General features: G+C 43.4%; 6 protein-coding genes and 1 pseudogene. All 7 read right to left on the reverse strand.

Going from position 1 to position 12617, the window contains the following annotated elements; all coding sequences use genetic code 11:
• Positions 1-7: 7 nt before the first annotated feature.
• Entirely contained in the window at positions 8-3517 is a 3510-nt protein-coding gene (locus HMPREF0106_RS19965; protein WP_009039094.1) for an alpha-galactosidase, read from the reverse strand.
• Positions 3514-5613: a glycoside hydrolase family 36 protein gene (locus HMPREF0106_RS19960; RefSeq protein ID WP_004310368.1), complete on the reverse strand. Its 2100-nt coding sequence runs from the start codon at positions 5611-5613 to the stop codon at positions 3514-3516. The genes HMPREF0106_RS19965 and HMPREF0106_RS19960 overlap by 4 nt, the downstream gene beginning before the upstream one ends.
• A gap of 12 nt (positions 5614-5625) precedes the next feature.
• Positions 5626-6780 (reverse strand): annotated as a pseudogene (locus tag HMPREF0106_RS19955) (MFS transporter).
• A 136-nt stretch (positions 6781-6916) separates the two neighbouring features.
• Positions 6917-8518 carry a hypothetical protein gene (locus HMPREF0106_RS19950; protein WP_009039095.1) on the reverse strand — a complete coding sequence of 534 codons (1602 nt, stop codon included), beginning with the start codon at positions 8516-8518 and terminating at the stop codon, positions 6917-6919.
• Between the two features lie 22 nt (positions 8519-8540).
• On the reverse strand, positions 8541-9119 hold the full coding sequence (locus tag HMPREF0106_RS19945) for an SIS domain-containing protein (RefSeq protein ID WP_004310374.1): 579 nt from the start codon (positions 9117-9119) through the stop codon (positions 8541-8543).
• Positions 9120-9124: 5 nt separating this feature from the next.
• Positions 9125-10093, reverse strand: coding sequence for an ROK family protein (locus HMPREF0106_RS19940; RefSeq protein WP_004310376.1), 969 nt, complete (start codon positions 10091-10093; stop codon positions 9125-9127).
• A gap of 5 nt (positions 10094-10098) precedes the next feature.
• A complete protein-coding gene (locus HMPREF0106_RS19935) occupies positions 10099-12501 on the reverse strand; it encodes a glycoside hydrolase family 2 protein (protein ID WP_009039096.1) in 2403 nt (800 codons plus the stop codon).
• Positions 12502-12617 lie beyond the last annotated feature (116 nt).

The raw sequence follows: 12617 nt of genomic DNA on the forward strand, positions 1-12617 counted from the left end.
TACATAGTTATTCTTGTTTTAAGACGATCACAGAATGAGCCGGAAGTAAACATAGAATTTTATCGTTCACTTTGAGAGGCTGGGCGTCCGGAGCCAACATTTGGTCTGTGGTAGGTAAACCGTCTTTGATATAACGGTAAACCTGATAATTCCCTTTGGTTTGCGTATGTTGGTTGATTAGGCTTATTGCTTTCTCCTGGTCCATTCCATTGGCGAAAACATATACCCATTTGCCATTTGTGTTTCGAACAGCAGTTCCTGCATACCATTCTTCCGGTGTTGCTATCGGATAGATTTCAGCTCCCGGGCGTATGAAACGTGTCAACAGAGAATAGGCATAGTACTGTGGGCGTACCTCGTAATCACTTTTGATATCGTTGTAGTATGGTTTCGAAGCGTATGTTTTCTTTACATACTTCCATAAACCCAGTTGCTGCATTGCTCCGTAGTCTGCATCCTTACCATAGTATTGGTCTATCAGGCTCCAATAGCTAACACCGCTTGCTCCTGCATTGAGTAGATTGATGGCTATGCGTGTCATGAGTACTCCTCGTTCATACAAGTCGATATCTTTTTGTCTGGTGGCACCTACGCATTGATTACCTCCGAATTCACCGATGAAATGGGCTTTTCCAACTGAAGAGGCCAATTGAGAGTTTTGTTTTTCCCAATCCAGAATTGTGGAGTTCGGAGTTTCGTAGCCGAAGATATAGGTGTGGGAGTTGAATACGTCAGCAACGTTCGCCAGTCCTTTCGTGCAGGCTGCCAGATATTTATGCGTTCCTGTACCTCCGTCTGAATTGTCAGAAAGGCTGAAATGTACTTTATTTCTTATTCCATCCTCTTTGAAACGTCTGTCGAGTACTTTACACATTTCAATATAGTCGGCGGTGGGAGCAGCTTTACCTTTGATGATATATGACCAATCTGGTTCGTTGATCGGAGTAATCTCTTTGACGCACGTGTATTTTTTGTTGTTGAGCAGGTGTTGTACAAGTGCGGAAAAGTTCTCGCTCCATTCTTCATAGTTAGTCGGGGCTACTACCCAGTTACCATAATTCCCTTCGGCCAGGAAATGTCCCGGAGGGGCTCCCCAAAGTACAAGGGTGACTTCCATTTTCTGTTCTTGTGCCATATCCAATACTTTGTAGAGTGATTGCATTTCTACAGAGTTGAAAGTGAAATTATGCCAGTCGATTTTGGATGCATCCGGATTGTCATTCTTTGGCTCATACCATTGTGGCATCACCATCACCCGTAAGCTTTGCAGTCCCATTTCTTTGACACGTTTCACAACGATGCGATCCCAGTCTTCAGCTTTAGCTCCATCATTGCGGGTCACATTTTGTGAGAGAAAGTGGGGATCTAGTTCTGCACCTATAGCACGGAGCTTTACACCGGTTTTCTTTCCTACAGAAAGTTTCTGTATGGCAGTTGTTGAACTTTGGTATTTGATTATCAGACTACTTTGCGGGTTATCCAGTGTCAGCGTGAAGCCGTTAGCCAGTTCTTTACCGGTTTTCTTTATAGCTTCTCCTGTATCTTTATTGGTGAGTATATAAGTGTGGTCAGGGTGTAGCCCTGATAAATTGACAGTATAGCTCTTGTCCGGATTGTCTTTGCGGCGGAAAGCTACGATGTATCCGCTGTCATCCGACGGACGATAAAGTTGGTATGCTAGCCAGATATTTTCCGAAGTAATGTTGTTTATTCCACTCAACGGATAGTAATCTTCATAGAAATAGGGGCGGAGTTCTTTGAACTCTGCCTGGCGGTCGCGCATATCATAGATGGATTGTCCAGCTTCGGTTATTTTCCAGTTGTAGATAATAGAGGTTCCGAGGCTGGAACGGAAAGTGAATTTATCGGCACTCACAGTTCCTGTACCATGCAGGGGAAGGTATAAGTTCAATCCGTAAGTATGGCATTGATAGCCGATTGGTTCTCCATAACTGTAATCTGTTCTCCACATCGGTGCACTGCGTGAGATACTTTCGAGGTCAATACGGCGTCCGCCACTGGCACAATTATCAACCAGCAAGCCCGGAAAGCGGTTCAGCAGATATTCCCAGAAAGAATAAAGTCCTTCAATGTATCGGATTTCGCAGATACCTTGTCTGCCAGGTTCATCATTGGCAGCCCAGAAACCTTCCGGCTCTATATTGAAATCCTGGCGGTAGTAGTCTATGCCATTTTCTTCGAGGAAGTCTCCGATATATTTACTCATCCATCGACATGCCTCCGGATTTCCGAGATTGAATAGATAAGAGTCGTGCTCACCATCTTTTGTCCAGTCTTCCTGTTTGGCTTTTCCTCTGGCATCCAACATCCATTGAGGGTGTTGCAGTGCCCAAGCTGAGCCTTTCATAACACGCTCCGGTTCAAACCATACCATGAACTTGGAACCAACTCTATGCACTTCGTCGGCGATGGGGCGTAATCCTTCGGGGAAACGAATAGAGTCGACGGTCCAGTTTCCTACGGTGTTCGCCCAATTCTTATGATTGGCTACATCTGCAGAGTGATTGTACCATCCGGCATCCAGCCAGAATACTTCGGGTACTAATTTGAATTGTTCATACCGTTTCACCATAGCAATGGCATAATCTGTAGTCAGGCAGGTATATTCATTACAGGGAGTAGGATCACCGTAGTTGAAACTGGTCGATATTGGATATACGGTCGGTTTACCACCTACTTTCCAAGTGTGGTGGGCTTGCACGAAACGGCGGAACTGGTTGTGTCCTTTCATCCGGTCGGAACCGTTCCAGAATGACAGGCATACACTGGAAGTGCGGATGCTCTCTTCCGGATACAGATAGGTTTTCAAACGTTCAATTCCGGAGGTAAGCGCTACGCTTTGCTGGTCTGCACAGCGCACATCGGCAAACCAGGTTCCTGTCCATCCGATGGCTACGATAACTCCTTGATTAGCCGGAGATTCAATATTGAAGAATGGCATACGCATTTGTGAAGAGCGTCCACCTTCCGGTCTCATATAAAGATTATCACCCGGAGACAAGATTGTAAGTTGCTGGCTGAAATCTGATTTGGATGCATGGCTGCCTTCGGAATGATGAAGGTTGAATGCTCCCGGATGCTGGTAGCGGAATGTGATATCAGACACTTTTATGTTGGCAATCTCCGGCGTATTTTTCTTTCCCTGGTTGGTGAAACGGAGTACCCATTCCACCGTATTGAAGTCGGTAAAGCCTTTCACTTCACATTCGACTTTTAATCCTCCGGATGGTTCACGATAAGTATAAAGGTATTTCAGAACCTTGGGATCGTCACTTTTCTGACGCGTAGCCGTATAAGACCAGCTTTTGATAAATTCCTGTGAAGGTTTACCTCCATATTCGAAAGAAAAAGGAGGGACCACACCGCGGGCAAAGTGGGTGGTTATCCATTGGCTGGTGTTTACCGGGCGGTCGCTCATGCGGGCTACCGTCTGTCCTGTTCCATTATGAGGGAACAGAAGCAGAATGAATAGATAATATAGTATTCTTTTTTTCATTCTTTATTCGGTTTTTCGTTGGTAACTTTATATTTTAGTAATAAGGAACTATGTGGCTTTTCGAGGATCAGTGGCAACTGACTGGTCAGTTCTTTTCCCTGATAGATTTTGCTCTGTCGGCTATCCATGTCTGTCACTGTATAGTATTTTTCCGGATCCACTCCTGAAAGTCTGACGGTGATTTTTTTGTCTTTGGAGGCGGTTCTGCGGAAAGCAACGATAATACCACTGTCGTCCGACGGACGATGCATTTGATAGGCTAGCCAGATATTATCCCGCGTCATGTCTTCTGTACCCGTCAGTGGGTAATAATCTTCGTAATAGTAAGGTCTGATTTCGTGGAATTCTTTCAGACAACGTTGCATTTCGTAAACGGAGGCATTTTTATCGGTTATTTTCCAGTTATAAATCAAAGCTGTGCTGACGCTTGAGCGGAAAGAATACGGATCGGTCTGTAAACTACCTGTTCCATGTAAAGGTAGGAAGAAATTCAGGCCATACGTGTGACATTGGTAGCCGTCCGGATCGTCGTAATGATAATAATCACTCCTCCATAGTGGTGCGCTTCGGCCGATTGTTTCCCAGTCAATACGTCGTCCCCCACTGGCACAGTTGTCTATGAGCAGGTTCGGGAATCGGCTCAGCAGATAATCCCAGAAGTAGTATAGTCCTTCGATGTGTCGTATCTCTTTCATTCCTGTACGTCCGGGCTCATCGTTGGCTGCCCAGTAGATATCCGGCTGCATATTGAAATCCTGACGGTAATAGTCTATGCCGTTTTCTTCGAGCATATCGCCTATATATTTACTCATCCAGTGGCAGGCTTCCGGATTTCCCAGATCGAACAGTAGGTAGGTGTCATTGTTGTGTTCGGGAATGTCGAGCATCCAGTCGGGGTGTTCTACTGCCCATTGGGTACCACGGATGACACGCTCGGGTTCGAACCAGACCATGAATTTAGCTCCTACTTTGTGTATTTCGTCGGCTACAGGACGAAGTCCTTTGGGGAAGCGCAATGTATCTACAGTCCAGTTACCGGCTGTGTTGGCCCAGGTCTTGCCATGTTCGAAGTCTGCAGCATCGGTGTTCCATCCGGCATCCAGCCAGAATACTTCGGGTTTCAATCCGAACTGTATGTAACGTTTCACCATGGCAATGGCATAATCGGCTGTCAGGCATGAGTATTCCGTACAAGGTGCGGGGTCCCGATAGTTGAATCCGCTGGAAAGAGGATATTCGGCAAATTTTCCGTTGATTTTCCGTGACTTGTGTGCCAGGACAAAACGGCGGAATTTATTGTGTCCTGCCATCCGGTCGATATTTTCCCAAAACATCAGACTGATACTTGGGGTACGAATTGTTTCCTGTGGACGTAAGTATAATTTCATGGTTTTCATTCCCGAAGCCATGGATATTGTACGATTATCTTGTGCGCATACATCTGCATACCAGGTGCCCGACCAGCCTACTCCTAATATGACTCCCTGTCCGGCAGGTGATTCAATGTTGAAGAAAGGAAGATAGTCCCCTTCTGAAGAGCGTCCTCCTTGTGGAGACATCTGTTTGGTTTCACCCGTTGCCAGAGTAACCGAACGTGGATGGAAATCATATTTGGAGATATGGTTTCCGTCTGCATAGTGTAACTTGAATTCTCCTTTAGAAGCGTATTGCATGGCAAGGTCCACTACTTTCACTTGTTCCAGAGTGGGAGAGTTGCTCGTACCTTTGTTGGTGAAGTTCAATACCCATTCGGCAGCCTGATAACTGGGATAGCCTTTTACGGTACATTCTACTTTCAGTCCGTTGGTAGGATTGTAGTAGGTAAAGAGATACTTTATCACATCCGCTTCTTCGGATTCTATCTTTTGCTGGGAATAGTCCCATTGGCGGATAAATTCTGCGGAAGGTTTCCCGTCACATATAAACGAGAACGGAGGTGTTTTTCCTTTAGCGAATTGTTTCTGAATCCATTTTTCGATTTCAGGAATGTGTTTGGAGATTTTAGCCGTCGTCTGACCCACGGCTATGATGCTCCACACACTCATAATCAGTAATGAGAACAGGAATTTCGATTCGATTTTCTTGAAATGTTTCATTAGAATATAGGTTTATGTGGTTTTTATTTTTCTCATTATTCCGATCAGATAGCACCATACAATGGCAAGTACTATGATTGCAGATAACTGACTGTGGAATGAATCGGTAATTACTCCTAAAATAGGCGGGAGGACGGCACCGCCAGATACACCGACGATAAGAAGTGCAGATACTTCGTTCGCTTTCTCGGGAACACGTTTCAAAGACAGAGAGAAGATGATGGAAAACAGATTGGCATATCCTATCCCGAAAACTGCTACACATCCGAGGATAAACCAGAGATTAGTGCTAATGGTCATCAGTATCAATCCTGCGAGAGCTATTCAGACGCTATAAATATAGAATTTACTTTCTGAATATTTCATCAGTAGGATACCACCCAAAAAGGCTCCTACAGTGCGGGCGAAGAAATACACACTATTTCCCATTCCTGCATCTGTCAGTGGTAGATCACAACGTTCCATCAGGAATTTAGGGAAAGTCATATTGATACCTACGTCTACACCTACCAGCACGAGAATACCGATAAAGAAAGCAAGAATGTATTTGTCTTTGAATAATTCAAGAGTGACTTTGAAAGAAATGTTCTTCCGTTCCTGTTGTTTTTCTTGTATAGGGGTAAGCCATAGCCATATCAAAGCGAGCAGTGACAGTCCGGCATAAATGGGGAATATCATTTTCCATCCGAAAAAACTACCAGTCACCCAAGCTGCCAGGATAGGACCCAGGAATGAACTGACTGCTTTGACAAATTGTCCTAGGGTTAATGTACCTGTCAACTTATCGTTTGCAACGACATCCGTTACTAATGGATTGAGTGAAACTTGCAATAGAGTGTTACCGATACCTATCAAGGCAAATGCGATTAATATGGCGGTAAAGTCGTATGCAACGAGTGGAAGGCACATGGCTAATACATGGAATGCGAAGCTAAGTAGTACGGTTTTCTTGCGTCCGATGCGATTCATTAACATTCCGGTGGGAATAGAAAGCACCAGGAACCACAAGAAACAGGATAGAGAGATGAGATTAACCATCGTATCGGTGAGATGGCTGAAATCATTCTTCACATAGCTCGTGGTTATTCCGACAATGTCAACAAATCCCATAACGAAGAATCCGAACATGACGGAGAGCATTTTTACTATGGATATTTCTTTTTTCATTCGTGTACTTTTGATGATAAATTACTTGGTTGGTGGGCATATATATCCAGCACGGTGGATATATATGGCTAACATGGTGAATATATATGCCCAATACGGTGTATATATATCCCCACTAAATGGGGTGTATATACTTCTATTTTTGTACTAATACCCTGATTGATGAACGAGATAATTTAAGTTTTAGGTTATTCTCTTGCGTGTTGACCGTTTCTGTTGATTCTATAAGATTATCACCTTCCGGTAGGCGTCCTTCCATATATTTGTAGACATTGTATTCTCCATTGGCACCTTCTTTATCATTTTCCAACTGTATCATCTTGTCTTTGTCTGTAGCGTTGGAAAGTACATACGTCCATTTTCCCTCTGTGTTGAGAAAAGCACTTCCGGCTATCAACTCGTCGCCGAGATCCAATGGATATACTTCGTCGCCCTGGCGGACAAAACGTGTCAACAGACTATATGCATAGTATTGAGGACGTACCTCGTAGTCTTCCTTGATTTTGGAATATACATCTGGGTCTTCGGTATAAGCGGATTTTAGATATTTCCATAAACCGAGTTGCTGCATTTCCGAATAGGAGGCATTGCGGTTATAATATTGATCGATCAGACTCCAGTAGCTTACTCCGCAAGCACCGGCATTCAGATAGTTCAGAGCAACGCGGATTATCTGTACCCCTCGCGTATACGTGTCTATACCATATTGACGGGCACTTCCGTATCCAGGAAAACCGAATTCTCCAACAAAATGTCTTTTACCTCCTGCAGAAGCTATATTTTGACGTTCCCAATTTACGAGAGTCGAATTAGGGGTGTTGTAGTCAAACTTGTATACATGAGAGTTATACAGGTCGGCTTCATCGTTTGTGAAAGCGGAAACACAGGCAGCGATATATCCGGGTGTACCGTCTGTATTGTCAGAAAGGTTGAAGTGTACCTTACTGCGTATTCCATCTGCTTTAAACTTGGCATCCAGTGCTTTCACCATGGGGGCGTAGGTGTCCTGCCAACCCATGGTTTCAAAATCACCTTGCCACATGATGCGGCCGTAACCTGCTATATGACTGTCAGGTTCATTGAATGGAGTAATTTGATTGATACAGGTATAATGCTTTTCTTCAATCAGGTATTTCACCATTGTGGAGAAGTTTTCAGCAAATTCTTCATAGTTATCTATACCGGCAATCCAACCCGGATTAACGTTATAACTTCGTGCATCACACAAGAAATGCTTTTGACCATTGTTAATGCCTGATAGTAAGTCGATATTGGTAATGGCTCCCCATACGACTAATGTCACTCCGATATTATTCTCCTGGGCCAGATCCAATACTTTGTATACAGATTGCATTTCTTCCGAATCAAAAGTGAATTTGCTCATATCCGCGACATTAGGATCGTTGTTGTCATTGGAGGGTTCCCACCATTGTGGCTGCATCATGATTCGGAATTGTTGTACTTTCATTTTCTTTACCCGTTGTACAACTATATTTTCCCAATCTTCAGCCTTTGAACCATCATTGCGGGTGATGTTTTGTGAGAAGAAGTGTGGATCCATCTCGACACCGATAGCATGAACCGGAGTTCCTGTTGAATTCCCTACTGCAACAGGATAATAGTTGCAAGCCGGGTAATCGTCATATTTGTTATAATCATCCGAGCAGGCGGACATTCCCCAAAGTGTGCAAACAATACTCAATAGAGTTTTACTGATATGTGTCATTTTCATTGCCATATTGATTAAATTTAGTAGGTTATTATTCAAAGCCTAATTCTGCCTCAATTGCCTGAATCAGAATGTGGATAACTTTGATGTGAATTTCTTGTATTCTGTCGGAATGTGCTGCTCGTGGCGCGCAGACTGCAATGTCTGCCAGTCGTGACAGTTCATTCTCTCCTTTTGAAGTCAGCGCTATCACTTTCATTCCATTGTTGTGTGCTTGTACGGCAGCTTTCAGTATGTTCTCGGAATGTCCGCTTGTGCTGATGGCCAATAATACATCTCCCTTACATCCCATAGCTTCTACATAGCGGGAGAAGATCTCGTTGAACGAAAAATCATTTCCCACACAGGTCATGTAAGCCGGGTCATTGATTGCAATTGCCGGTAGCGGGATGCGGTTGTTGCGGTAACGTCCGGTTAGTTCTTCTGCAAAGTGGGTGGCGTCACATAAAGAACCTCCATTACCACAGCTGATAATCTTATTTCCGGCTTTTAATGCTTCGGCGCAGGTAGAGGCTGCCTGTGAAATAATCCCGACTGTTGTTGTTTCCTCAAGAAAGCTCTCCAACGTTTGCCGAGCCTCTTCCAGTGTTGTTTCAATAAGCTCTTTCATAATAGTTAATCGGTTAAGTTAGCGGCTACAGAAAGAGCTGCATAATCTCCTATCTGCTCTCCCAAGGCGGCTGGTTTCACTTTACATACTCTGTTTGCACAGGATAATGCTTCCTGATCGATTATCTTTTGCATGATGGGTTCCATCATATTTTTATTCCGGGTATAGATGCCACCTATCACAATGACTTCCGGATTCAAGATATCGATCACCATGGATAATCCTTTTCCCAGATAAATAGCAGACGTCTCATATATGCTTTGGGCTAATTTATCACCTTTGGCAGCTTCTTCAGCCACTTTTCGGGCAGTAAGCTGATCTAGTTCCTGTAAGGTACACCATTCAACTTTCTGTCCGGTCTGCAATTTCTCCATCACATACATTTTGGAGAGTTGAGCAATACCTCCACCGCTGGCAAATCCCTCAAAAGAGCCCTTTTTACCGTAACCTATCGGACCGAAATCCGACAGGCGGATATGTCCCAGTTCTCCGGCATTGTCATTGGTGCCCGTATACAGTTTGCCATTTAATATTAATCCTGCTCCCAGTCCCGTACCGAATGTGAGAAAGACCATATTCTTAGTTCCTTTTCCTGCTCCGAACTTCCATTCGGCTAAAGCACAGGCATTGGCATCATTGTGTAGATTGGTTTTAATGCCCGTCTTTTTTTCCACCATTGCCACAATGGGGATGTTGTCCCATCCCGGTAGGTTAGGGGGAGACATCACGATGCCTGTTTCACTGTTGAGAGGACCTCCGCAACAGATTCCAATCGCTTTTGTGTTAGTAGGGGTTAGCTGGTGGAGGTTCATCATCTTTTCGGTTTCACAGAGAATTCTGTCTATTGTTTCGTCGACTGTGGTCGTATCAAATTTCTTTTTGTCGATGATATGTAGCTCGTCGTTTTCTTTGATACCGTAGATGATGGCGCATTTGGTGCCTCCTACGTCAATTCCTAACAAGTTCTCTTTCATAACTATTATTTTTTAGCGTATAATCCGGTTTTTTGTAACAGCCGCTTGTATTCTTTCAAGTTGAAAGGTGCCTTGCCGTATAGGTAATGATTCATGAATTTCTGATTACCGATCTGGTATTGGATCAGATAGATTCCTTGACCGCTTTCTTCCGGTAGTGAGGCTATTCTGACCTTTTGATTGGCTGGAATACGGAAAGTGCTCTCATAGATTTTACGTCCCGAGGATGCATCTGTTACCGTTACATTACCACTTTGTACGTTGCGTGTGTCATTCGTTCCTATCAGTGGGTAATTTCCGCCTTCTGCATCATTGATTAGTACACAAACATCCTGTTGAACATTCTTGATGAAATAATATGCCATCTTCTTTGAATTGTAGTAGTCAACAATCGCATCAGAGATCACTGGCCATCCATCCCGCAGGTTCCACCAGACAATACCAGTCTTGTCGTCAAACTTCTTTCCACGCCACATTTCTATGAAATATTTCATAGCTTCTGCCTGTACGGATTGAGAAGCGAATATAAAATCATCCAGTTTGGAGGGAACTTCACCAAAAAGTAAACGTACCTGATTAATCATAAGATTATTGCGATCGAATGTCTTTCCCCATTCTGGGAATCTACGAACAGATTTGGTAACCCATTCATCATTCCATTCATGATTTTTTGTCCAGGGATATACGGCATCTTTTGTCATCATTTTCTGGAGACTTTCTAAATTAGGGCAGCCGTGATAGCCGATTTCACTGACAAAGCAGCAGGTAGCATCCGTATAGAATTTGTCTTTGTAATATCCTCTGGGACCCCATAAATGGTTTTCTGGTAAATATTGGTCAGCACTTCCTCTTTCATATACCGCTTGGCTGTAGTAAGGAGAGCTGGGAAGATAAGGGCGAGTAGGGTCAAACTCATAAATAACTGCCGGGAGGACCTTGCGGCTAACTACATCCTGATTTGGATTAATATTAAATGGTTGCAAAGACCAGCGCAGTGCACAATCGTCTTCATTATTTCCTGACCATAAAACGAGTGATGGATGATTGCGTAACTTGCATACAACGGAAATGGCCTCTTCTTCCAATGCTTGTGTAAATGAGCTGCGTTGAGGATAGAAAGTACATCCCATCGTAAAATCCTGCCATACCATAATGCCGTTTTCATCGCATAAATTAAAGAAATGATGATCTTCATACACGTTGCCACCCCAACAACGTATCATATTGCAGTTTAATTCTACAGCCATGCGGATAGATTCGTCTACGAAAGAATGATCCCGGCTATGGAGTGCATCCATGGGTACCCAATTGGTTCCGTGAATAAAAATAGGTTCTCCATTGACTATGAAACAGAATTTACCCGGATGATCCGGTGGGAGGTTGATGTCTGTAATGTCTAGTTGAATCGTGCGGAGGCCTACCCGTTTATTATCTGTTGATAAAATAGTGCCGTCAGAATCTACTAACTCTACTTTTGCATCATATAAAGCCGGTTCTCCATATCCTCTTGGCCACCATAAATCAGCATTCTTGATTTCCATTATATATCGGAATGCTGGGGAAACGACAACAGAGCTTCCTTTATATATTTCTTTCCCATGGCGACTTAATGTATATACGGCTTTCACTTTGTCGAACTTTTCGAAAGGTAGTTTTACTTGTACATCAGTATACAAACGTACATTTCTGGTAGCAGTGTCTACATTGGCGACCATATAGTGAACATCTGTGAGACGTGCCGGATTCAATACGCGTAATTCTACATCTCTCCACAAACCTGCACTGACTAATCGTGGCAGAATGTCCCATCCATAGGTGTGCGGAGCTTTTCTGATGAATACGGATTCTTCAGACGGGAAGTTTCCAATACTGAATGTCCCTAACAGATGTTTTTGTCCTTCAATAACAGATGAACGGAGTATCACTTGGAGTTGATTGCTTTCTCCTGCTTTTATTTCTTTAGTTACATTAAAAGCATGTTCAATCATCATATTTTCTGCTTTGCCAATGTGCTTTCCATTCAGCCATATATCGGCCAGACAGTCTATTCCGGCAAAGAAGAGTTGATATTGTTGTCCTGGTTTTAGTTGTGGCGCTACGAATGATTTGGAATAACACCATTGATAGCCTTCCCATTTGCGTAATTCATTTACATTACTGCCAATCATCGGATCTTTAATTAAGTTGGCAGCCATTAGGTCTAGTTCTACATTACCGGGGACTTGGGCTGATAGATGTTTCACTTCAGCTAGTTGCATGTCCTTGGGCGAAGTTATAGGTTCTTCAGGTTGCATCCAATAAGAGAGTTCCCATGTTCCATTTAAGGAGATGGAACTACCGGAATCGGCAAAAACACCACTTGTACAAGTGAGAAATATCAAAAATAGCAGTGTACTGATTTTATTCATTGTTAATAGATTTGATTGATGGTGTGACAAAGTAACTAGTGTTATATTTTTATAGTATTACATAACGGTCTCATTTTTGCTTCTTTATATACCTCTATTAAACCTCCTTTCTTTTG

Source organism: Bacteroides sp. D22 (assembly GCF_000163675.1).
Lineage (GTDB): Bacteria > Bacteroidota > Bacteroidia > Bacteroidales > Bacteroidaceae > Bacteroides > Bacteroides xylanisolvens.

Excerpts from the sequence above, each read along its gene's own strand:
- HMPREF0106_RS19960 (WP_004310368.1), bottom strand. The coding sequence starts at position 5,613 with ATGAAACATTTCAAGAAAATCGAATCGAAATTCCTGTTCTCATTACTG.
- HMPREF0106_RS19935 (WP_009039096.1), bottom strand. The coding sequence starts at position 12,501 with ATGAATAAAATCAGTACACTGCTATTTTTGATATTTCTCACTTGTACA.
- HMPREF0106_RS19965 (WP_009039094.1), bottom strand. The coding sequence starts at position 3,517 with ATGAAAAAAAGAATACTATATTATCTATTCATTCTGCTTCTGTTCCCT.
- HMPREF0106_RS19940 (WP_004310376.1), bottom strand. The coding sequence starts at position 10,093 with ATGAAAGAGAACTTGTTAGGAATTGACGTAGGAGGCACCAAATGCGCC.
- HMPREF0106_RS19945 (WP_004310374.1), bottom strand. The coding sequence starts at position 9,119 with ATGAAAGAGCTTATTGAAACAACACTGGAAGAGGCTCGGCAAACGTTG.
- HMPREF0106_RS19950 (WP_009039095.1), bottom strand. The coding sequence starts at position 8,518 with ATGGCAATGAAAATGACACATATCAGTAAAACTCTATTGAGTATTGTT.